22 protein-coding genes and 1 riboswitch are annotated in these 21,815 nt (G+C 70.7%); of the genes, 15 read left to right on the plus strand and 7 right to left on the minus strand.

The features are described from left to right. Nucleotides 1-2 precede the first annotated feature (2 nt). The 3 genes from ACQPYK_RS14365 to ACQPYK_RS14375 form a co-directional block, all read right to left on the minus strand. A complete protein-coding gene (locus ACQPYK_RS14365) occupies nucleotides 3-290 on the minus strand; it encodes an Lrp/AsnC family transcriptional regulator (RefSeq protein WP_433255241.1) in 288 nt (95 codons plus the stop codon). A gap of 43 nt (nucleotides 291-333) precedes the next feature. Next, nucleotides 334-2,058, minus strand: a complete 1,725-nt coding sequence (locus ACQPYK_RS14370; RefSeq protein ID WP_433255244.1) for a DEDD exonuclease domain-containing protein — start codon at nucleotides 2,056-2,058, stop codon at nucleotides 334-336. Between the two features lie 109 nt (nucleotides 2,059-2,167). Further along, nucleotides 2,168-2,383: a hypothetical protein gene (locus ACQPYK_RS14375; protein ID WP_433255247.1), complete on the minus strand. Its 216-nt coding sequence runs from the start codon at nucleotides 2,381-2,383 to the stop codon at nucleotides 2,168-2,170. A gap of 109 nt (nucleotides 2,384-2,492) precedes the next feature. Here ACQPYK_RS14375 and ACQPYK_RS14380 point away from each other — a divergent pair, with 109 nt between their 5' ends. Together ACQPYK_RS14380 and ACQPYK_RS14385 are read left to right on the plus strand one after the other, a co-directional pair. Continuing rightward, nucleotides 2,493-3,695, plus strand: a complete 1,203-nt coding sequence (locus ACQPYK_RS14380) for a sensor histidine kinase (protein ID WP_433255250.1) — start codon at nucleotides 2,493-2,495, stop codon at nucleotides 3,693-3,695. Between the two features lie 109 nt (nucleotides 3,696-3,804). Next, a complete protein-coding gene (locus tag ACQPYK_RS14385; RefSeq protein WP_433255252.1) occupies nucleotides 3,805-4,503 on the plus strand; it encodes a response regulator in 699 nt (232 codons plus the stop codon). A gap of 162 nt (nucleotides 4,504-4,665) precedes the next feature. On the opposite strand, the gene ACQPYK_RS14390 is transcribed toward ACQPYK_RS14385, so the two are convergent. Then, on the minus strand, nucleotides 4,666-5,784 hold the full coding sequence (locus ACQPYK_RS14390; RefSeq protein ID WP_433255255.1) for a phosphotransferase family protein: 1,119 nt from the start codon (nucleotides 5,782-5,784) through the stop codon (nucleotides 4,666-4,668). Nucleotides 5,785-6,054: 270 nt separating this feature from the next. On the opposite strand from ACQPYK_RS14390, the gene ACQPYK_RS14395 reads away from it, so the two are divergent. From ACQPYK_RS14395 to ACQPYK_RS14430, 8 genes are all read left to right on the plus strand, one after another. After that, nucleotides 6,055-7,287 carry an NYN domain-containing protein gene (locus tag ACQPYK_RS14395; protein WP_433255257.1) on the plus strand — a complete coding sequence of 411 codons (1,233 nt, stop codon included), beginning with the start codon at nucleotides 6,055-6,057 and terminating at the stop codon, nucleotides 7,285-7,287. Nucleotides 7,288-7,331: 44 nt separating this feature from the next. Further along, entirely contained in the window at nucleotides 7,332-7,967 is a 636-nt protein-coding gene (locus tag ACQPYK_RS14400) for a hypothetical protein (protein ID WP_433255260.1), read from the plus strand. Nucleotides 7,968-8,093: 126 nt separating this feature from the next. Then, a complete protein-coding gene (locus tag ACQPYK_RS14405; protein WP_433258793.1) occupies nucleotides 8,094-9,047 on the plus strand; it encodes an NlpC/P60 family protein in 954 nt (317 codons plus the stop codon). A 336-nt stretch (nucleotides 9,048-9,383) separates the two neighbouring features. Continuing rightward, complete coding sequence (locus ACQPYK_RS14410) at nucleotides 9,384-9,680, plus strand: hypothetical protein (protein ID WP_433255262.1); 297 nt, start codon at nucleotides 9,384-9,386, stop codon at nucleotides 9,678-9,680. Nucleotides 9,681-9,979: 299 nt separating this feature from the next. Beyond that, nucleotides 9,980-10,138, plus strand: a riboswitch (cyclic di-AMP (ydaO/yuaA leader). Nucleotides 10,139-10,175: 37 nt separating this feature from the next. Then, nucleotides 10,176-10,736 carry a C40 family peptidase gene (locus ACQPYK_RS14415; RefSeq protein ID WP_433255265.1) on the plus strand — a complete coding sequence of 187 codons (561 nt, stop codon included), beginning with the start codon at nucleotides 10,176-10,178 and terminating at the stop codon, nucleotides 10,734-10,736. A gap of 100 nt (nucleotides 10,737-10,836) precedes the next feature. Beyond that, complete coding sequence (locus ACQPYK_RS14420; RefSeq protein ID WP_433255267.1) at nucleotides 10,837-11,622, plus strand: hypothetical protein; 786 nt, start codon at nucleotides 10,837-10,839, stop codon at nucleotides 11,620-11,622. After that, nucleotides 11,619-12,896 (plus strand): M48 family metallopeptidase, encoded by a 1,278-nt coding sequence (locus tag ACQPYK_RS14425; protein WP_433255270.1) that lies wholly within the window; start codon nucleotides 11,619-11,621, stop codon nucleotides 12,894-12,896. The genes ACQPYK_RS14420 and ACQPYK_RS14425 overlap by 4 nt, the downstream gene beginning before the upstream one ends. Continuing rightward, nucleotides 12,893-14,008, plus strand: a complete 1,116-nt coding sequence (locus tag ACQPYK_RS14430) for a glycosyltransferase family 4 protein (protein WP_433255273.1) — start codon at nucleotides 12,893-12,895, stop codon at nucleotides 14,006-14,008. The genes ACQPYK_RS14425 and ACQPYK_RS14430 overlap by 4 nt, the downstream gene beginning before the upstream one ends. Nucleotides 14,009-14,061: 53 nt before the next feature. Here the strand turns inward: ACQPYK_RS14430 and ACQPYK_RS14435 are convergent, their stop codons facing one another. The 3 genes from ACQPYK_RS14435 to ACQPYK_RS14445 all read right to left on the minus strand — a co-directional run bounded on the left by ACQPYK_RS14435 (nucleotide 14,062) and on the right by ACQPYK_RS14445 (nucleotide 17,630). After that, on the minus strand, nucleotides 14,062-15,306 hold the full coding sequence (locus tag ACQPYK_RS14435) for a sensor histidine kinase (protein ID WP_433258794.1): 1,245 nt from the start codon (nucleotides 15,304-15,306) through the stop codon (nucleotides 14,062-14,064). Between the two features lie 155 nt (nucleotides 15,307-15,461). Beyond that, complete coding sequence (locus ACQPYK_RS14440) at nucleotides 15,462-15,605, minus strand: hypothetical protein (RefSeq protein WP_433255276.1); 144 nt, start codon at nucleotides 15,603-15,605, stop codon at nucleotides 15,462-15,464. 231 nt (nucleotides 15,606-15,836) lie between these two features. Further along, the gene (locus tag ACQPYK_RS14445) at nucleotides 15,837-17,630 is read right to left on the minus strand and encodes an AMP-dependent synthetase/ligase (protein WP_433255279.1); all 1,794 of its coding nucleotides are present in this window, start codon (nucleotides 17,628-17,630) and stop codon (nucleotides 15,837-15,839) included. 211 nt (nucleotides 17,631-17,841) lie between these two features. Between ACQPYK_RS14445 and ACQPYK_RS14450 the strand changes: the two genes are divergently transcribed. The 5 genes from ACQPYK_RS14450 (at nucleotide 17,842) to ACQPYK_RS14470 (ending at nucleotide 21,739) form a co-directional block, all read left to right on the plus strand. Beyond that, complete coding sequence (locus ACQPYK_RS14450) at nucleotides 17,842-18,609, plus strand: metallophosphoesterase family protein (RefSeq protein WP_433255281.1); 768 nt, start codon at nucleotides 17,842-17,844, stop codon at nucleotides 18,607-18,609. Between the two features lie 43 nt (nucleotides 18,610-18,652). Continuing rightward, entirely contained in the window at nucleotides 18,653-19,090 is a 438-nt protein-coding gene (locus ACQPYK_RS14455) for an SRPBCC family protein (protein WP_433255284.1), read from the plus strand. Nucleotides 19,091-19,166: 76 nt separating this feature from the next. Beyond that, a complete protein-coding gene (locus tag ACQPYK_RS14460) occupies nucleotides 19,167-20,336 on the plus strand; it encodes an ArsA family ATPase (RefSeq protein ID WP_433255287.1) in 1,170 nt (389 codons plus the stop codon). Next, nucleotides 20,329-20,772: a hypothetical protein gene (locus ACQPYK_RS14465; RefSeq protein WP_433255289.1), complete on the plus strand. Its 444-nt coding sequence runs from the start codon at nucleotides 20,329-20,331 to the stop codon at nucleotides 20,770-20,772. The genes ACQPYK_RS14460 and ACQPYK_RS14465 overlap by 8 nt, the downstream gene beginning before the upstream one ends. 22 nt (nucleotides 20,773-20,794) lie before the next feature. Beyond that, on the plus strand, nucleotides 20,795-21,739 hold the full coding sequence (locus tag ACQPYK_RS14470) for an ROK family glucokinase (protein WP_433255291.1): 945 nt from the start codon (nucleotides 20,795-20,797) through the stop codon (nucleotides 21,737-21,739). Nucleotides 21,740-21,815 lie beyond the last annotated feature (76 nt).

Consider the following 21,815-nt stretch of genomic DNA (forward strand, 5'->3'; position numbering starts at 1 on the left):
CGTCAGTCGGACTCGCCGAGGCCGATCGAGAAGGCGGCGTCGAGGTCGTGCCTGGAGTAGGTGCGGAAGGCGATGTGCGTCTCGGTGCGCAGCACCCCGGCGACCTTGTTGATCCGGCCGGGGATGACCTCGGCGATCTCCTCGTAGGCGGAGACGCGGACCATGGCCATCAGGTCGTACTCCCCGGTGATGGAGTAGACCTCGCTCACCCCGTCGATCTCGGCGATCGTCTGGGCTACCTCGGGGATCCGGTCCACCTCGGCGTTGATGTGCACGATCGCGGTGACCACGAGCTTCCTCCTCGTTGAGTACGGCTTGCAGGCTCCGAAGCTATCAGCGCATCGGCCGGCCCTCACGCGACCGGTGCGGTTCGGCGGACCGGTAGGCGTGGTCGAGGCGGGCCTTGAGGCGCCCCGCACCCCCGATCGGCAGGCTCCAGGTGCCGTCGACCTGCACCAGGCGCACGCCGGGGGTCTCCAGCCAGCGCAGGATGCACTCGGTCTCCTCGGCGCTGGCGGCGGGGACGGGGCCCGGCCCCGGCACGACTGTCTCGGCGGTGGCCACCAGCGCGTCCACGAACGGGGTGGGGTGGGCGCCTCTGGGCATCACCCCTGCCGAGGCCAGCCGGCCGTACCGGACGACGTGGATCTGCCAGGCGCCGCCCGCCACGGGGGAGGCCGCGACCATCTGGGGGATCGCCGTCAGCGCCCGCAGCCGCTGCATCCGAGCGCCGGCGCGGATGTAGGAGGCGAGCCGGTCGCGGTCGGCCGCGGCCTCCTCGTAGCGCTGGTCGAGGGCCAGGCGCTCCATCCGCGCCTGGACGGCGGAGAAGACCGGGGCGGCGTCGAGCTCCATGGCCCGGCGTGCCGTCACGACGTGCAGGCCGTACTCCTCGGCGCTCTGGCGGCCCTCGCACGGTGCTCCGCACTTGCCGAGTCCGGCGAGGGCGCAGGCGGCACGTCCGGTGCGCGGGGTGATCCGCTCGGTGCACTGCCGCAGCGGGATCGCCTCGTGCAGCGCGGCGCGGGCGTCCTCGGCGGCGCGGGTGCTGGTGAACGGGCCCAGATAGCCGGCGTCGTCGTCCTTGACCTCGCGGACGATCGACAGGCGGGGGAACGGCTCGTCGGTCAGCTTGAGCCAGACCATCTTCTCCGGAAAGCGTGACCGGCGGTTGTACCGCGGCTTGGCCGAACCGATCAGCCTGAGCTCTCGCACCTCGGCCTCCAGCGCGGTCGCACAGGCGATCGGCCGGACCCGCTCGACGATGCCGATCATCTCGCGGATCCGGGGGCGGGTCTCGCCGGCGGTGAAGTAACTGCGCACCCGGTTGCGGAGGTTGGTGCTCTTGCCGACGTAGAGGGGATCGCCGCGCTCGTCCTCGAACACGTAGACGCCGGGGCCGGTCGGCACCGCGTCGGCGAGATGCCGTTTGCGGCGCTGCTCCGGGGTGGGCGCGCGGACGAAGCCCTTGAGCTCCTCCAGGGTGTGCACCCCGAAGGAACCCGCCCGTTCCAGCAGCGCGTGGAGCACGTCCACGGTGGCCTGGGCGTCGGCGAGCGCGCGATGGCGGGGCTCGGTCTTGCTGAAGATCCGCGCCAGCGTGGACAGCTTGCAGTTCGGCGCCTCGTCGCGGGTCAGCAGCTTGCGCGCCAGCACGACGGTGTCGACCACGGGGTGGGCCGGCGGGGGGTAGCCGTGGGCGGCACAGGCCGCCTTGATGAAGCCCAGGTCGAATCCCGCGTTGTGCGCCACGAGGGTGGAGCCCTCGGCGAACTCCAGGAACGACGGCAGCACCGACTCGATCTTCGGTGCCGCCACGACCATGGCGTCGGTGATGCCGGTCAGCACCGAGATGAAGGGCGGAATCGGCGAACCCGGGTCGACCAAAGTGCCGAATTCGCCCAGCACCTCGCCGCCCCTGACCTTCACCGCCCCGATCTCCGTGATCGCGTGCTCGCCCGCCGAAACCCCGGTGGTCTCCAGGTCGAACACGACGAACGTGATCTGGTCGAGTGGCGTGCCCAACTCGTCCAGCGTTCCCTGCACGACGTAATCCACGACTCAAGACCATAGGAGCCCCGACCGACATTTAACATGGCGCCCCCGGTCCCGGACCGGTTCCGGTTCCGGTTCCGGCGACGCGACGGGCGCGGGCTCCGGCCGGTGGTCAGTCCCTGTGGACGGCGGAGGCCGCCGCGCACAGCGCCAGCCCGAGCACGCCCAGCACGATGCCGGTGAAGATCTCGTATCCTTCGAGGAAGGCGAGGCGGTTGACCAGAAGCATCCCGTGCGCCCAGCCCCACCAGCCCAGCAGGGTGTTCACCGTTCCGCCCACGGCCTGGACGAGGCAGATCATTCCGGCCAGCTCGAGAAATCCCTTCATGGCGTCAATGCTGGTGACGGCGGTGCGGTACCGCTTCGGCCGAAGGTAGCCGACGGCATCGACTTTGGTCGGTACCGGACGGGCGGGCTCGGCCGTACTGTCTGGGAACGTGACGGAATACCGGTGGCTGCTTCCCGCGGTCCTGCACCCCGGCCCCAGGGAGGAGCGGTCCCGGGTGCGGCGCTCGACCCGTGACTGGGCCGCGGACATGCTCATCTTCCTCATGGCCGTGGCGATAGGGCTGGCCGTGGCCACCGCCATGGATTCCGACTTCTCGACGCCGCGGCCGGTCCTTGTCGCCGACCAGCTGATCGGCGCGCTCGCGTGCGCCGCGGTCTGGCTGCGCCGCCGCTGGCCGGTGGGGCTGGCCCTGGCCCTGGTGCCGGTCTCGCTGGTGTCCGGCGTCGCCACCGGCCCCGTGTGCGCGATGCTGTTCACCGTGGCCGTGCACCGGCCGTTCGCGTTCGTGGCCCTGACCGGCGGGCTGCATCTGGCCACGCTCGGGCCTTATCTGTGGTGGCGGCCCGACCCCGACCTGCCCTTCGGCATGGCGTTCCTCGTCTCCGTACTGGTCTATGTCCTGCTGATCCTCTGGGGCATGTTCGTGCGCGCCCGGCGCCAGCTCGTGTTCACGCTGCGTGATCGCGCCGAGCGGGCCGAGGTCGAGGCGGAGCTGCGGGTGGAACGGGCCAGGCACCTGGAGCGTGAGCGCATCGCCAGGGAGATGCACGACGTGCTCGCCCACCGGCTCTCGCTGCTCAGCGTGCACGCGGGCGCACTGGAATACCGCCCGGACATGGAGGCGCGCGACGTCGCCAAGGCGGCCGGGGTGATCCGGGCGGGAGCCCACCAGGCGCTCCAGGACCTGCGCGAGGTCATCGGCGTGCTCCGGTTCGACTCCGAGGGCACCACTCCGGATCGGCCCCAGCCGACCCTGACGGACCTGGCCGAGCTGGTCGAGGAGTCCCGGCTGGCGGGCATGGAGGTGACGCTCGACATGCGGGTGAACGAGGCCGCGCAGGCGCCCGCCCGTCTCGGCAGGAACGCCTACCGGATCACCCAGGAGGGGCTGACCAACGCGCGCAAGCACGCCGCCGACGCCCCGGTGGGCGTCACCGTGGCCGGCGGGCCCGGCGACGGGCTCACCGTGGAGATCCGTAACCGGGTCACCGCCGGGCACGCCATCCCCGGCAGCGGGACCGGCCTGATCGGGCTCACCGAGCGTGCCGAACTGATGGGCGGCCGCCTCGACTACGGCCGGGGCCCCGACGGCCGCTTCCGGCTCAGCGCGTGGCTGCCGTGGGCCGCCTGAGACCCGCCGCCCCGAAGGGATCCGGGACGGCGGCGCCCCGGCTCTCCGGCGGGCGCACGGGGGGTGCGCCGCGCTCCGGGGCATCGGGGCGGGTCGGGAGGATCGGGAGATGACTATCGTGACCGGCATGACCTCAGCCCCCGCCGCTCCGCAGATCCGCGTGTTGATCGTCGACGATGACGCGCTCGTCCGCGCCGGGTTGTCGATGATCCTCGGCGGCGCCGGCGACCTCGTCGTCGTGGGCGAGGCAGCCGACGGGGACGAGGTGCCCGCGCTGGTGGCCGAGCACCGGCCGGACGTGGTGCTGATGGACATCCGCATGCCCAGGGTGGACGGGCTGGCCGCGACCGAGCGTCTGCGCGCGGCTCCCGCGGCGCCCGAGGTGGTCATCCTGACCACCTTCCATGCCGACGCCCAGGTGCTGCGGGCGTTGCGCGCGGGGGCGGCGGGGTTCCTGCTGAAGGACACCATGCCCGGCGAGCTGGTCGCCGCGATCCGCCGGGTGGGGGCGGGGGAGCCGATCCTGTCGCCCGCGGTGACCAGGCAGCTCATCGCGCACATCGCCGAAGGAGGCGCGGGAGCTCGCCGGGAGCGGGCCAGGGCCCTGCTGGCCGGGCTCAGCGAGCGCGAGCGCGAGGTCGCGGTGGCCGTCGGCCGGGGAAAGTCGAACGCGGAGATCGCCGCCGAGCTCTACATGAGCGTGGCGACGGTCAAGGCTCATGTGTCGCGGGTGCTGACCAAACTGGACCTCAACAACCGCGTTCAGATCGCGTTGATCGTCCATGACGCCGGACGACTGGACGACTAGGCGCGGCTGCGGGGATCTTTCAGCCCGCCGCGGTCGTCCGGACGGCGCCTCGCCACGTCGTCTTCTCGACAGGGCGGCTGCGAGAGTTCCGTGTTCGCCGGGGAGCCCGGGGTCCTGCCGTGGACACCCCGTCATGGGACCCGCCGCCGAGAGGTGGCCGGCTCAGCCCCAGTAGCTTCCGTCCAGCATCCGTTCGATCGAGGCCCGGTGCATGACCAGGTCGTCGGGGTCCTCCGGCATGGGCTGCTCGCCGAAATGGATCCGCCGGTGCCAGACGCGGGCCATGATGACGCCGTGCCGCAGCGCGGCGTACATCTCATAGAACTCCATGTCACGCGGGCTGTAGCCGGTGATTTCTTGATATGTCCGGCAGACGTCTTCGCGCCGCATGAAATCCGGCATGCCGGGCAGTCCGAAAACCTCGGCGACGTCCTGGAAGAACCGGTGTAAGAAGATCATCCAGGCGATGTCCAGCTCGCGGGGGGCGACGCCCGCCATCTCCCAGTCCAGCACGGCCACCGGGGTGAAGTCCTGATACATCACGTTCCCGATGCGCGCGTCCCCCCAGCTCAGCACGGCGGGGCCGGAGTCGGCCGGCCAGTGCTCCTCCAGCCAGGCGAACGCCCGTTCCAGCACCGGGATCCGCATCGCGCCGTGCGCCCACTCGTAGTAGGCGCGCTGGCCGTCGACGTGCTCGCGCAGCGCGGACCCGCCGGACCGGTGAGATGTCACCGTCCCGAGCTCCTCGGCGGTGAACGGCGCGTCGTGCAACCTGGCCAGGATCTCCACGCTCTGGCGCTGCAGCCTGTCCTGGTCGGCCCGGCGGGCGTCGAGCAGCCAGCCCTCGAAGGTGTAGGGCATCACGTCCGGCGGCACGTCACCGGTGAGCCGCTCCATCACGAAGAACGGTGCGCCCATCGGGCCGGCATCGGGCTCGAACCACAGGGCGCGCGGGGCGGGCACCCCGGCACGCTCCCTGACCATCCGCATGACCTCGAACTGCCTGCCGAGGTCGTAGCTGGGGAAGACCGGCACCGCCTCGCTCGCCGGGGCCATCCGGGCGACGCACTCGATGTCCCGCCGCCCCTCGGGGGCGTCCCACGACGCGTCGAAGAGCAGGGTCTCGCTGGACATGCCGTTGCTCGAAGGCTGCGACAGCCGCGACACCGCGACCGGGCGGCCCAGACGGCCGGTGAGCCAGGAGCGCATCCGCTCGCGCAACTCGCCGAGATCGCGGGTGGAGACGCGCATCTGTTCTGTCTGGCCGCGCTGTTCGTCCATCGGGTTCTCCCGGGTGGCATGCGTCGCAAGTCGCTGGGCACAGTCGTATACCTGTGATCAACCACTTGTCCATACGCGGTTCACCGGCCGGACGGATGGGAGCCGGCTTTCCGGTCATGTCCGGGTCAGGGTGCGGTAGCCGTACCCTTGACGTGAAGACCAATCCGAGTAGGGGCCGTGATGAGTTCAGCCGGAGAGGGCCTGTCTCGTCCGTTACCCGAGCAGGTTCGCTTACATGTCGTAGAGCTGGCGTCCCAGGTCCTGGGATCGATGCCCGCTGCCACCGTGCCCCTGCCTCTCAAGGGAATCGCCCGGTTCGATCCTCGTAAACGCGCCAAACTGGGCAGTGCGCCGATCGCCGCCCAGTTGGAGGGCGACAAGAAGTTCCGGGAGCTGGTCGCCGAGACGCTGAGCGCGGGCTGGCCCGAGCTGGTCGCGAGCCTTGCCGAGGGTGTCGTGCCGCCGGCCGCCGAGCCGGTCTTGGTCGCCGCCTCCGCCTATCTCACCCGGCCACCCGGCTGGGCGGAGATGGTGGAGGCCGCCCGCGCGGACCTGGAACGGTCGGCCGTCGCGGCCGAGGGGTCGGCGCAGGAGCAGACGCTCAACCGGCTGCGCGAGCAGCTTGCGGCGCAGAAGACCTCGGCCAAGGAGGAGTCCGACCGGCTGCGTGACCAGCTCAAGACGGCCCGGTCGGAGATCTCCGACCTGCGCCGCAAGCTGCACGACGCCCGCGAGCGGGCCAAGGCGGCCGACGCGCGGGCCGCCGAGGTGGCCGAGGCCGCCCAGGAGATCAAGGCCGCCGCCGCGTCGGCGGGAAGCGCGGGGGAGAGCGAGCTGCGCCGCCTGCGTGAGCGCCTCGCCGACGCCGAGCGGCAGCTGGAGGCCACCCGCCGGGCCGCCCGCGAGGGCCGCAGCGTCGAGGACACCAAGGTCCGCATGCTCCTGGACGCACTCCAGGACGCCGCGGCGGGGCTGCGCAGGGAACTCGCCCTGCCCTCCAGCATCAGCCGGCCCGCCGACTCGGTGGTCTCCGTCGCGCCCGGTAGCCAGGGTGTCCAGGCGGTGCCCGCCAGGGCACTCGCCGACGACGACCCGGTCCTGCTCGACCAGTTGCTCGCGCTGCCGCAGATCCACCTGATCGTGGACGGCTACAACGTGACCAAGACCGGATACGGCACGCTCACCCTCGCCGACCAGCGCAACCGCCTGCTCACCGGGCTCGGCGCGCTGTACGCGCAGACCCGCACCGAGCTGACCTGCGTCTTCGACGGCGCCGAGCTGAACGGCCCGGTCCCGGTGTCGGCTCCCCGGGGAGTCCGAGTGATGTTCAGCGCCCCCGGCCAGATCGCCGACGACCTGATCCGCCAGCTGGTCCGAGCCGAGCCCGCCGGCCGTGCCGTCGCGGTGGTCTCCTCCGACCGCGAGGTGGCCGAGTCGGTCCGCCGGATGGGCGCGCGGCCGGTTCCGTCGGTCCTGCTCCTGCGGCGTCTCGGGCGCGGCTGAACTTTTCGACCCCATGGCGCGTCGGATCACCGGAGGTTGATTCGATGAAGAAGATCATGACGCTGGTCTGCGCCGCCCTCGTGGCCGGTGCGGTCGTCGCCGCACCCGGTGCGGCCGTCGCCGCTTCCGGCGTTCCCAAGGGGTTCTTGCTGTACGAGAAGGCCGCGGCGAAGAAGGACAACGACCCCGAGACGAACTGGAAGGTCAGCGACTCTCTCAAGGCGAGGCTCGCGCTCGACCCGTGTGACCGGGGAGCCCCCGGCAAGGCGGGCCGGGTGGCCGCGCGGACGGTGACGTTCACGGGTGTGCCGGACTTCATGAAGGTCGAGCAGGTGCTCCTGTATGGTTCGAAGGCCGACGCGGAGCGGGCCATGACCCAGGTCCGCGCCGCCCTGTCCGCATGCGCGTCCCGTACCGACAGCGGCTCCAGCTACCGCTACGCCTCCGCACCCGTGACCGGGCTCGGAGACGACGCGCTGAAGGTCTCCGGTCAGGTCTACTACGGCAGGAAGGCCGGCATCGGCGGCGACCGGAGCGTGGTGGTCCGCAAGGGCAGCGCCGTGCTGATCTATCTCTGGGCGGGAGAGTACGCCAAGCCGGCCAAGCATGACTGGGACAACCAGCTGCGGGACGCCGGCAAAATGGCCGGGAAGATCTGCACGATCGCCGTCTGCGCCTGAGAGCAAAACAGCCAAAAAGGTGAGCTAAGCCTTACTTCTTCTGTACTATTCCGCCCAGGTCTTTGCACTGGGGGAGGCGGCACCGTGGCCGTGGCAGGTATGCCGGTTGGATTTGGTCGGGTGCCGATGGCCGTAGGGCTGGCCTTCGCGCTGTTGCTGCTGCCGGTCGGCGGCAGCGCTTTCGCCGAGCCGAAGCCGACCATCGCCCAGGCCAAGAAGAAGCTGGACAAGCTCAACGACCAGGCTGACAAAGTCGTCGAGAAATACAACCAGGCCAGCGAGAAGTGGAAGAAGGCCCGCAAGAAGTACCAGACGCTGAACGGCGACCTCGCCCGTCAGAACGCCAAGGTCGCCGGGCTGCGCGAGGAGCTCGTCACGATGGCCGTCAGCTCCTACCAACTCGGCGGAGTGAGCAGCTGGGAGGGGCTGATCAGCCAGCCCAGCTTCGGCACGCTGCTGAGCGGCCTGGCCATGGTCGATCAGATGTCCGCCTCCCGCGCCCAGTCCCTGGAGGCCTTCGACGCGGCGAACAAGACGCTGCGCGACAACCGCGACAAGGCCAAGGTCGCCCTCTCGGAGGCCGACGCGACGCGCGACGAACTGGCGGCGGAGAAGACCAAGGCCGACAAGATGGTCAAGGTCCAGACCAAGCTGCTGCGCAAGCTCGGTGCCTACCGGACCGGCGACCCCAACAGCGCCGGCATCAAGTACAACGGCCCGGCCTCCGGCAACGCCAAGGCCGCCCTGGACTTCGCCTTCGCCCAGATCGGCAAGCCGTACCAGTACGGCGGCACGGGCCCGGGCGGCTGGGACTGCTCCGGCCTCGTCCAGGCCTCCTGGCGCAGCGGCGGCGTCAGCCTTCCTCGCACGACCTGGGAGCAGTGGGGCTGGGGCGCCAGCCGCAAGGTGTCCCTGAGTGATCTCCAGGCCGGGGACCTGATCTTCAGCTCGGGCCTGGGCCACGTGGGCCTCTACGCGGGCAACGGCCAGATCGTCCACGCTCCCCAAACGGGAGACGTCGTCAAGGTCGTTCCCCTGTCCTCCTACGGTGGCCGTCTGGTCGGAGCCGTCCGCCCCTGAACCGGTGGACGCCCGAAGCGGATGTCCCGGCGGACGGCCGATCTCGGGGCGGGGGTCCGGAATCGGGACGCGGCCATCTCCGGCGTCCGATCGGGCATTCCTCACCGAGGCTCTCGCAGGGACCCGGGCACTCACGTGCGGGCGTCCGCCTGCTCGAGGGGCGTCCGCGTACTCATGTGAGGGTCTCCGCGTATTCGCGAGGATCTGCCTTCCTGGGGCTTTTTCGGGTTAAGTGACATCTGACGCAAAAGCAGCCGTTCCCTTGGAGAGATCGACACGCCCTGGGCCAAGGACGCCGCGGGCAACACCGTGCCGACGGCCCACCGCGTCGAGGGCATGACGCTGATCCAGGCCGGCGGCCATCTGCCCGTCGCCGAGTACGACCGGTTCGGTCACGCGGTGCGCGGGCTCACCGCGCACAACCGGGCACTGGCGCTCGACGAGGACGGCCACCGTCTCGCCGAGCTCGCCATCACCCGGTTCGACGAGCCCGGAGCGCGCCGAGTCGCCGGCCACCCGCCGGATCTACGACGCCACCGTACGGCCGGCCGCGACGTGGACCGTCGCGGACGCGGGACGGCCGCCGCCTCTCGGCCGGCCCTCACGACGATCCGGGCGCCGGAAGGGTACTGAAGATCGAATTCAGTGTGACGAATGTTACAGAAGAGGTGTTCTTCGGGTGATCATTCACGGAATGTGACGAGAGTCATATTCGATTGAAGGAACCGGCTATCACGCTGGGGTAACGGAAGAACGGACAGCGCTTTCCGATCTTCATTTCCTTGTCATTGCTTTGCCGGAATTTGAGGATCGGAGTACCTTCTGGCGTCGCGGCGGCACGCCATGTCGCCGCTCCGAATGCCGGCCCTCCAGGCCGGCATTCCGCTGAGAAATCCAATTGGCCGCCGCTCCCCTGCGGGGTTGACCCCCACCGCGGCGGCCTGCCGAATCCGTGCAGCCAGGAGGCATGGAACCGGGGACCCAAGGGCCCTCAGAGCATGGCCAGGGGTGAATCGGCATATGTCATGCCGTAGGGCGACTTCCCCGCCCGAATCCGTCAGCTAACCCGGTAGGCATCAGTGGAAGTCCCAAGGAGAAATCCTGTCTACCACCCTGCATAACCCCCGTTTGTCGCGCCTTGCCCGCCTTTCCTTCGGCGGTGCCGTCCTCACCCTGACCGCTTCCTCCGGGGCGGTCGCGCTGAGCTCCACGGCTGCACAGGCGACGGCGGACAGCGTGATCACCGTCCAGGCCGAAAGCACCGCGAAGACCAAGGCGAAGGCCAAGGTCAAGGCGAAGGCCGGGACGAGCAAGATCGCACGGCAGAAGGTGAGGGCCGGCAAGGCCGTCGTGGCGGCCAAGAAGCAGATCGGCGATCCGTACCGGTGGGGAGCCACCGGTCCCGGCGCGTTCGACTGCTCCGGACTTGTCCAGTACGCGTGGCGCAAGGCCGGCGTGTCTCTCCCCCGGATCACGCAGAGCCAGTACCGCGCCGTCAGGAAGAAGGTCTCCTGGAGCCGTCTGCGCCCCGGTGACCTGCTGTTCTTCTACGGCAAGGGCCACGTGGGCATGTACGTCGGCAAGGGCAAGATGGTCCACTCGCCGAGCAGCGGCAAGACGGTCCGGATCGTGAATCTGAAGGGGTACTACAGGTCCTCCTTCGCCGGAGCGGTCCGCCCCGGAGGCTGACGGAGGGAACCGGCCCCGGCCATCCTCGACGGATGACCGGGGCCGCTCCATGCCGGCCGAACCGGGGCCGCTCCACGCCCGTCGAGTAGCATCGACTCATATGTCCGTCCCGAGAGGGCGTCGCGCCGTGCTCACCGGGATGCTGGCGCTGATGGGCGCCGGCCTGATCGCCGGGGCGGGGCCGCTGCCCCGGCAGCCGCGCGGCCCGTGGCCCGGCGCCGCCACCGTCGTCCGCGGCGAGCACTCCATCGTGATCGGCCACCGCGTCCCACCGGCGAACCTGCGGGATCTGGCGTCGAGGGCCGACCGCGCCCGCCGTGCCGTCGGGCGGATCTGGGGACCGGTCCGGGCGGTGATCCTCTTTCCCGCCACCGACGCGGAGGCGGCGGCGCTCGCCGGCGCGGGGAGCACCGGAGGGCTGGCCGCGATGGCCACCGCCGACCGGGTGGTCGTCCTGCCGTCGGGCTACGCCAGGCTCAGCGAGACCGGCCGGGACGTGGTGATCGCCCACGAGCTCACCCACGTGGCCACCGGCGCGACCCGGGGCGGCAGGGTGCCGATGTGGCTGTCGGAGGGGTTCGCCGACTACGTGGGATACCGCGACTCCGGGATAGGGGTCCGCGAGGCCGCCGCCGAGCTCGCACGGGAGGTGCGCGCGGGCGTCGTGCCCACCCGGCTTCCCGGGCCGGCCGACTTCGCCCCCGGCGTCCCTCGGCTGGCGCAAGCCTACGAGGAGGCCTGGCTCGCCTGCCGCTACATCGCGGAGCGCTTCGGCGAGAAGGCGCTGGTGAGGCTTTACGGTAGCGATGTCGGCAGCACGCTGGGCCTGTCGCAGGCGGAGCTCGTCGCCGCCTGGCGGGACCACCTCCGAAGGGAACTGGGATGACGCGAACCACGACCGGTACGCCCCCGGGCATCCGGGCGGCGGGATGGGCGCTGGCCGCCCTCGGAGCGGTCACGCTGGCGGTCGTGGCGTTCACCACGCCCTGGCGGGCTCTGCCGCCCACGGCGCCGCCCGTCGTCCCCGACCCGGCCCGCGACTTCACCCCGGACCAGATCGCCCGTTCCGAGAGCTTCGACGCCGTGCTCAGCGCGCCCGCCTACCTCTCGCTCGGCCTGACCCTGGTGGCGGCCGGGATCCTGGTGAGCACCCCGCTGGGCGCGCGGCTGGTCGGCAGGCTGCGGGGGCCGTGGTGGCTGAGGGTGCTGCTCGGCGTCCTGGTGCTGTCGGTGGCGGTGGAGATCCTGCGCTGGCCGCTGGGCATGTGGTCGGAGATCCACCTGCGCGAGTTCGGCCTGTCCACCCAGGACTGGCCGGCCTGGAGCGCCGACCGGATCAAGAACATCGGCATCAGGACCGGGCTGATCGCGATCATGGTGCTCGCGGTGGTCGCGCTGGCGCGCCGCTACCGGCGCTGGTGGATCCCCGCGGCCGTCGGCGCGTTCGCGCTGACCATGGTCGCCTCCTTCGCCTACCCGGTGCTGATCGAGCCGCTCTTCAACGACTTCACGCCGCTGCCCGCCGGGCAACTCCGCGACGACCTGCTCACCATGGCCTCCCGGGACGGCGTGCCCGTCGAAGACGTCCTCGTCGCCGACGCCTCCCGGCGGACCACCACGCTCAACGCCTACGTCTCCGGGCTCGGCGCGACCCGCAGGATCGTGGTCTACGACACGTTGCTCAAGGCGCCCGCGGACGAGGTCGAGCTGGTGGTGGCGCACGAGCTGGGCCACGCCAAGGCCGACGACGTGCTGTACGGCACGCTCGTCGGCGGCCTGGGCGCGGCCTGCGGAGCCTGCCTGCTCTACCTGGCGACCTCCTGGCAGCCGCTACGGCGGCGCACCGGGATCGCCTCGGCGGCCGACCCGAAGGCGGTGGGCCTGATCATGGGGCTGCTGAGCCTGACCGCGGTGCTGTCCAGTCCGGCGCAGAACCTGGTCAGCAGGCACATCGAGGCGCGCGCCGACGCGCACGCGCTGGATCTGACCAGGGATCCGGTCGCGTTCACGGCCATGCAGAAACGACTGTCGGTCACCAACATCTCGGATCTGTCGCCGGACGCCTTCGAATACGCCCTCTACGTCTCCCACCCCACCGCGCCGCAGCGCATCGCGATGGCGCGGTCCTGGGCCCTGCTGAACGGCATGCGCGAGCCGTGAGCCGTGCGCTGATCGTCACCAACGACTTCCCTCCCCGGGCCGGTGGCATCCAGTCGTTCGTGCACGGCCTGGCCGCCTGCCGCCCGCCGGACTCGGTGGTCGTCTACGCCCCGCGGTGGCCCGGCTGCGACGGCTTCGACGCGCGGCAGCCGTACCCGGTCGTGCGGCATCCCACCTCGCTGATGTTGCCCACGCGCGAGGTCGCCCGGCGGGCCGCCGAACTGGTCGCCAGGTTCAAGTGCGACACGGTGGTCTTCGGCGCGGCGGCCCCGCTCGGCCTGCTCGGGCCCAGGCTGCGCGCCGCCGGGGCGGACCGCGTCGTCATGATCACACACGGCCACGAGGCGTCCTGGGCGCAGGTTCCGCTCGCCCGCCGCCTGCTGGCCAGGATCGGCGACCACGCCGACGTGGTCACCTACCTGGGTGACTACACCCGGCGGCGGCTGGCCCGGGTGATCCCCGCCGGCAAGCTGGTACGGCTCGCGCCCGGCGTCGACACCGCCGTGTTCCGGCCGGACGCCGACGGGGGAGGGGTGCGCGCGGCACTGGGCCTGGCAGACCGGCCGGTCGTGGTCTGCCTGTCGCGGCTGGTGCCGCGCAAGGGACAGGACGTCCTGTTGCGGGCCTGGCCCCGGGTGCTGCGAGCCGTACCGGACGCGGTGCTGCTGCTCGTCGGCGGCGGACCCTACCGCGGGACGCTGGAGCGGCTGGCCCGGCCGCTGGGCAACTCGGTCAGGATCGCCGGCCCGGTGCCGTCCGCCTCGCTGCCGGCCTACCTCGCCGCCGGTGACGTGTTCGCCATGCCGTGCCGCACGAGGCTCGGTGGCATCGACGTGGAAGGGCTCGGCATCGTCTACCTCGAAGCCTCCGCCAGCGGGCTGCCCGTGGTGGCGGGCTCGTCGGGCGGGGCCCCTGACGCGGTGCTGCAGGGGGAGACGGGCCTGGTCGTGGACGGCGCCTCCCCGGCCGAGGTGGCCGGGGCCCTCATCGGCCTGCTGGCCGATCCGGCGAGGGCGCGCGCGATGGGGGAGCGCGGCCGCGAGTGGGTCACGCGAGAATGGGACTGGGCCCTGGTCGCCGATCGTTTCACCCGGCTGCTCGAATCCGGGTAGCCCGTCCAGCCGCAGGGCAGGGGGAGTTCGGCGAACGGGTTCCCCTTCTCGGATCAGGACGTCGTGAGCCGCAACGTCACCACCAGACCGCCCCCGTCACGTGGGGTCGCCGTCACGTCGCCACCGTGGGCGTTCATGACGGCGCGCACGATGGACAGCCCGAGTCCCGCGCCCTTGGCGGAGTCGATCCGGTCACCGCTGAGCCTCCTGAACGGTTCGAACAGGCCGCCGACCTCGTAGGCGGGTACGTACGGTCCGGTGTTGGCGACCTGGACGATCAGGGACCCGTCGGCCGAACCCGTGCGCACCCAGACGTGCCCGTTCTCGGGAACGTTGTACTTGAGGGCGTTCTCCACCAGATTCGCCACCGATCGCTCCAGCAGGACCGGGTCACCGGTCGTCACGGCGCTGTGCAGCTCGGCCGTCAGCGTGACGCCGGCCTCCTGCGCCACGGGCCCGAGGGGCTCCAGCGCCGTCATGACGACGTCCTTGACGTCCACGGGCTTGCGCACGGTCAGCTCGCGCTCGCTGCGGGCCAGCAGCAGCAACCCCTCGATGAGCCGCTCGTTGCGGGCGTTGACCTCCAGGAGGGTACGGCCCAGCGCCTTGAGGTCGCCCGAGGCCTCGGGGTCCCCCAGAGCGATCTCCAGGACCGTCCGATTGATCGTCAACGGGGTGCGCAGCTCGTGCGAGGCGTTGGCCACGAACCTCCGCTGTGTGTCGAACGCCACGTTGAGCCTGGTCAGCATGGCGTCGAAGGTGTCGGCCAGCTCCTTGAGCTCGTCGTCGGGACCTCTCAAGGCGATGCGTTCGTGGGCGAGCGTGTTGTCAGAGAGCTTTCGGGCCGTCGCGGTCATCTGCTGGACGGGCCGGAGCGCCCGGTCCGCAACGAAATATCCAACAATAAGTGCGAAAATTCCCATGCCGAGCAGGGCCATGAGCGACTGCTTGACCAGTCCGCCGAGCACCACATCGGTCGCGACGCGTTGCTGAAGCCGAATTTGCTGCTTCCAGAATTCGATCAGACTCTGCGGGGTGTTCTCGGGCACCTGGAGTGCGACGGACAGTCCTTCATGGAGAACGGATCTGATGACCACGTACATCGCCAGCAGCAGTGCGGCGCCCGCGGTGAAGAAAAGCGCGCTGTAGGTGAGGGTGAGACGCCACCGGATGCTCATCCGGTCCCGGACCGCCTTCACCCGGTCGACCAGCTGAAGAGGGATCGAACCGGGGGCGGGCAGCGGGCCGTCCCAGGCGGGCGGGCCGTGCGGTGCCGGATTCCCGCCGGGCCCCGGCACGGCCGGTCCGGGTGCGCCGGGAGCTCCCGGCGCGTGGGGAGGCCCGGAGGTGCCGGAAGGCGCGGACGGCCCGAGCGGCTCGGAGGTGCCGGGAGGCTCGGGCGGTTCGAACGACGGCCCGCGTCCCGTGTTCTCTCCCGTCGCCTCGCGCCCGCTCACAACTCGTCCAGGCCCGGCCGGAACGCGTCGCCGGCCATGTCACGCCGGAGCTCACCCACGCTCACGTCTGTGGACACCTGTTCGCCCTGCAACAGCGGCACCCGCACGGCCTCTGACACCTCCCAAGATTTCCGTCGCACGCCCATACCGGATATTCCCGCACGCAAAGATGGACCCATTGTCAGCGAGCTCCCGTAAAAGCGGAGTAAGTCTCTCCGTCCGGGGCTCCCGCCTGAAATGGTCGCCGGAATCGAGGTCCCCTGTTTCCATACGGCAAAATCCAGGCAATTAAATGTCCAGGAAGCCAAAAGGTGAAGATCGCCGGTGGATGCCGAAGATTTCCCGGCGAAGACGGAATCAGGCCTACGGAATCAGCCGTACAGGGAATCGATGTGCTTGGCGAAGTCGCGCATCACGATGTTGCGCTTGACCTTGAGGGTCGGGGTGAGGTGCCCGCTCTCCTCGCTGATGTCGCTGTCGAGCACCACGAACTTCTTGATCTGCTCGGCCTTGGAGACCGACCTGTTGGCCCTGTCCACCGCCTTCTGCGCCTCGGCCAGGATCGCCGGGTCGGTGCTGAGGTCGGCGAGGGTGGCCGAGGCCCTGCCGTTGGCGCCCTTCCACTGCTCCAGCGCCTCGGGGTCGAGGGTGATGATCGCCCCGACGAACGGCCGGTCGTCGCCGACCACCATGGCCTGGCTGATCAGCGGGTGGGCCCGGATGAGGTCCTCCATCGGGGCCGGGGCGACGTTCTTGCCCGCGGCGGTGACGAGGATCTCCTTCTTGCGGCCGGTGATGCGCAGGTAGCCGTCCTTGTCGAGCTCGCCGACGTCACCGGTGTGGAACCAGCCGTCCGCGTCGACGGCCTCGGCGGTGGCCTTGTCGTCGTTCCAGTAGCCGTGGAAGATGTGGCGGCCCTTGACCAGCACCTCGCCGTCGTCGCCGATGCCGATCGTGACGCCGGGGAACGGCTTGCCGACCGTGCCGATCTTGTTGGCGTCCGGCATGTTGACCGACGACGGCGCGGAGGTCTCGGTCAGGCCCCAGCCCTCGAAGACCTCGATGCCCACGCCGCGGAAGAAGTGGGCGAGCCGCTCGCCCAGGGCCGAGCCGCCGGACACCGCGGCCGACAGCCTGCCGCCGGTGGCCGCGCGGAGCTTGCCGTACACCAGCTTGTCGAACAGGGCGTGCCTGAGCTTGAGGGCCAGGCCGGGGCCGCCCGCCGACTGCGCCTTGCTCCAGGCGATGGCGGTGTCGGCCGCGGCGTGGAAGATCTTGCTCTTGCCCTCGCCGGCGGCCTTCTGCTCGGCGCCGTTGTAGACCTTCTCGAACACCCGGGGCACGCCCAGCAGGAACGTCGGCTTGAAAGCCTGCAGGTCGGGGGCGACGTTCTTCATGCTGGGGGTGTGCGCGAGCACGGTGCCCGTCTCGATCAGCACGACCTGGATCATGCGGGCGAAGACGTGCGCGAGGGGCAGGAACAGCAGGGCCGCCCGGCCGTCAACGGTGAACAGCTTCTCCAGCGGGCCCGCGGCCACGTTCCTGGCGGTGAACAGCAGGTTGTCGTGGGTCAGGGCACAGCCCTTGGGCCGGCCGGTGGTGCCCGAGGTGTAGACGATGGTGGCCAGGTCGGCGATGCCGCGGCCGGTCCTGCGCTCGGTCAGCGTCTCGTCCGGCACCTCGGCGCCGTGCAGGGACAACTTCTCCAGCGCGCCGTCGTCGATGCGCCAGAGGTCTTTGAGCCCCGGCAGCTCGCCCAGCACCTCGCGGACGGTCTCCTCGTGCGACTCCAGCTCCACGAAGGCGGCCTTCGCGCCGCTGTCGGAGATGATCCACCTGACCTGGTCGGAGGAGGAGCTCTCGTAGATCGGCACGCTGACCGCGCCGGCGGCCCAGATCGCGTAGTCGATCACGGCCCACTCGTAGCGGGTGCGTGACATCAGGGCCACCCGGTCACCGGGCTCGACCCCGGCCGCGACCAGTCCCTTCGCCAGCGCGGCGACCTGGTCGCGGAACTCCCCGGCGGTGACGGCGGCCCAGCCGTCGCCGACCTTGCGGCGCAGGCAGACGGTGCCGGGCTCCCGTTCGGCGCGCTGGAACAGCGTGTCGGTCAGGTTGGCGGAGGCGGGGACATCCACCAGCACGGGGACGCTGTACTCGCGCACGGGTCACTCCTGAAGACGCACGACAAATGGGCTGCCTGGAAGTTACCGCGATAAGTTACGCGCCGGTAGATACCGTTACCCAGGCGTTGCCGGGGGCGATTTCACGGTATCAGTCTCGTCATGCGGGACCTTCGAACCGCCCTTCCGGCGTCGATGTCGCATCCGAGTTGTTACTTATGTCCGTATTTTGCCAACGGTTAGGATGTCCGGCATGCGGGTTCATGTCGTCAGCGACGTGCACGGGAACGCCGACGCCCTGGCGCGTGCGGGAGACGGCGCCGACGCGCTCGTCTGCCTGGGCGACCTGATCCTGTTCATCGACTACGACGACCACTCCCAGGGCATCTTCCCCGAGCTGTTCGGGCGGGAGAAGGCCACGCAGTTCATCGCGCTGCGCACCGCCAAGCGCTTCGACGAGGCGCGGGCGCTGTCGGCCGAGCTCTGGGCCTCGCTGGACGGCGACCCTCGCGACCACATCGAGCGCTCCGTCCGCCGTCAGTACGGCGAGATCTTCGCCGCCATGCCGACCCCCGCCTACCTCACCCACGGCAACGTGGACCTGCCGCGCTACTGGCCCGAATACCTCAGGGAGGGCCACCGCGTGCTCGACGGGCAGAGCGTGGAGATCGGCGGCCTCCGGTTCGGCTTCGTCGGGGGCGGGCTGCGCACGCCGTACCGGACGCCGAACGAGATCGACGACGAGGAGTTCGCCCGCAAGGTGGAGGCCGTGGGAGAGGTGGACGTGTTGTGCTGCCACATCCCTCCCGCCGTGCCCGAGCTGCTCTACGACGTCGTGGCCCGGCGCTTCGAGCGGGGCAGCGAGGCCACGCTGGAGGCGATCAGGCGGACCCAGCCGCGCTACGCCCTGTTCGGCCACGTGCACCAGCCCCTGGCCGCCCGCACGCGGATCGGCAGGACCGAGTGCCTCAACGTGGGCCACTTCCGCGGAAACGGGGTTCCCTTCGTTCTTGAGTGGTGAATCAGAAGTTCGCCTGGAAACGATGAACGAGTACGGTAACCCCATGGCTGATCGCACGACTTCGAGCATCACGATCGGCGCCGGCCGGTCGCCCATCATGACGGTGATCGCCGACTTCGCCTCATACCCCGAGTGGGCGGGCCAGGTGAAGTCGGCGCGGGTGCTGTCCACCGACGAGGACGGACGTCCGGCCAGGGTCCGGTTCGTCCTGGACGCGGGTGTGATCAGTGACGAATACACCCTCGCCTACACCTGGCACGGAGACGACTCGGTCGACTGGAGCATCGCCGAGGCGGGCAAGATGGTTTCCGGGCTCACCGGAAGTTATCGCCTGGCCGACGAGGGCAACGGCACCGAGGTGACGTACGAACTCGCCGTGGATCTCAAGGTCCCGATGATCGGCATGATCAAGCGGAAGGCGGAGAAGGTCATCATCGACACCGCCCTGAAGGGACTGAAGAAGCGCGTCGAGGTCTCATGAGGCCGGGCCGGCGAATCGGCCGGTTCGGGACCGTAGCGGTGCGCCCGGTCTCCGGCCGCCCCGGCGGGGAGGGCGCGTGAGCAGGGTCCTGTTGTTCACCGGCAAGGGCGGCGTCGGCAAGACGACCGCGGCGGCGGCCACCGCGACGCTCGCGGCCCGGTCCGGGCTCAAGACGCTGGTGGTCTCCACCGACACCGCGCACTCACTCGCCGACGCGCTCGGTGTGACCGCCGGCGGCGAGCCCACCGAGGTCTCACCGGACCTGTGCCTGCACCAGGTCGACACCCAGAAGGCGCTGGAGCGCCAGTGGGGCGACCTGCGCGACTACGCCAGGGGGTTCTTCGCCGAGCTGGGCCTGGACGAGGTCACCGCCGAGGAGATCACGGTCCTGCCGGGCGCCGAGGAGGTCATCGCCCTGCTGGAGCTGCGCGAGCACGCCCGCTGCGGTCGCTGGGACGTCATCGTCGTCGACTGCGCGCCCACCGCCGAGACGCTCCGGCTGCTCGCCCTGCCCGAAGCCCTCGACTGGCACGTCAACCGGCTGCTGCCGGTCGGCAGGCGGCTGCTGCGCACGCTCTCCCCGCTGATCCGCCGGGTGGCGCAGGTCAGCGTGCCCGAGGACCACGTGGTCGGCGCGGGGGAGCGGCTGCACCGCGGCCTGCTCGAGGTCCGCGAGCTGCTCACCGGCCCCGACGCCAGCGTCCGGCTGGTGCTCACCCCCGAGGCCGTCGTGCTGGCCGAGGCCCGCCGTACGCTCACCTCCCTCAGCCTGTACGGCTACCGCGTCGACGCGGTGATCGCCAACCGGGTCTTCCCCGCCGGGGGCGCCGACCCGTGGCGGCAGAGATGGGTGGCGGCCCAGGCCAGGCACCTGGCCGACGTCGAGCAGTCCTTCGCCCCGCTGCCCGTTCACATCGTGCCCTACCTGGACGCCGAGCCCGTCGGCCCGGACGCCCTCGCCCGGGTGGCCGAGGCGATGTACGGCGACGCCGACCCCTTCGCCCCGCCCACCGCGGATCCGCCGCTGCGGATCACCGGTGAGGGCGAGCTGATCCTGGCCCTGCCGCTCGCCGAGAAGGGCGAGGTGGACCTGGCCCGCAAGGGTGACGAGCTGATCGTCAACGCGGGCTCCCACCGCCGGGTCCTGGCCCTGCCCGCGGCCCTGGCCCGCAGGCCCGTGCGGGACGCAGTGCTCCGCGACGGCCTTCTCCGGGTACGGTTCCAAACGGGAGGGCCTGATGACTGACAAGACCGACAAGACCGACACGGCCGACAACGGCAGGGATCCGCTGGGCAGCGCGACCGAAGAGGCGTTCAAACTCTTCGACACGCTTCAGCAGAAAGCGGCCAGAGAGCTGCGAAAGAACCTGATCAGAGGGACGATGACCGGGTTCGGCGGCGCCTTCTCCGGCGGCGGAGGCCGAGGCGGCAGCCGAGACGTGTGGGAGGAGGCGGTCTCCGACCATGACGAGTACATCTGCCGGGCCTGCCCCGTCTGCCGTGCGATGGCCGCCCAGCGCGAGTCCGGCGGAGCGGTCGCCGACCACCTGATGCAGGCGGGCAGCGAGCTGTTCGCCGCGTTCAAGTCGGCCGTCGACGGGCTCAACAAGCCCTCGCCCGGGCAGCGGGCACGGGAGCGCGGCAGGGAAGAGACCCCCGTGGAGCACATCGACCTGGGGTGAGCCCAGGGGGAAAGGGTGGACAATGGCGCTGACCATCGGCGTTGACATCGGCGGCACCAAGGTCGCGGCCGGGGTCGTGGACGAGGACGGCCGGATCGTCGAGCATCTCCTGCGGCCGACGCCGGCCACCAATCCCGAGCAGGTCGCCGAGACGGTCGCCGAGGCGGTCAGGGAGCTGTCCAAGGACAGGGAGATCGAGGCCGTGGGCCTCGGGGCGGCCGGGTTCGTCGACGAGACCCGGTCCATCGTGCGATTCGCGCCCAACCTGGCCTGGCGCGAGGAGCCCCTGCAGAAGAAGGTCTCCGACCTGATCGGCCTTCCCGTCGTGGTGGAGAACGACGCCAACGCGATGGCGTGGGGTGAGGCCAGGTTCGGCGCCGGGCGCGGCGAGAGCCACCTGGTCTGTGTGACCGTCGGCACCGGCATCGGTGGCGGCCTCGTCTTCGACGGCGTCCTCTACCGGGGTCGCTGGGGCATGGGCGCCGAGCTCGGCCACATGCAGGTGGTCCCGGAGGGACGTCTGTGCGGCTGTGGCAACCTGGGCTGCTGGGAGCAGTACGCCAGCGGCAACGCGCTGGTCGCCGAGGCCAAGGAGATCGCCGCGGCCGATCCGGCGCGTGCCGCCAAGCTGCTGGAGATCGCCGGCGGCACCCCGGAGCAGATCGAGGGCCAGGAGGTCACCGAGGCGGCCAAGCAGGGGGACCCGGCCGCGCTGGCCGCTTTCTCCTCGATGGCCGAGTGGCTCGCCCAGGGACTGGCCGACCTCGCCGCGATCCTCGACCCCGGCTGTTTCATCCTCGGCGGCGGCGTGTCGCGCGCGGCGGAACTGTGGATCGACCAGGTCCGCGAGGCCTTCGCCCGCAACCTGACCGGCCGGGGGCACCGCCCCATGGCCGACATCCGCCTGGCCGAGCTGGGCGCGTCGGCGGGTCTGGTCGGCGCGGCGGATCTGGCCCGCAGGCGCTGAGGCCCACGCTCCTCGCGGGCCCTGGCGCGCCGAGGCCCGCGGGATTACGCTCGCGGCAAGTTTCATCACGTTTCAC

The sequence above is a fragment of the Streptosporangium sp. CA-135522 genome, assembly GCF_050949235.1.
Classification (GTDB): Bacteria; Actinomycetota; Actinomycetes; order Streptosporangiales; family Streptosporangiaceae; genus Streptosporangium.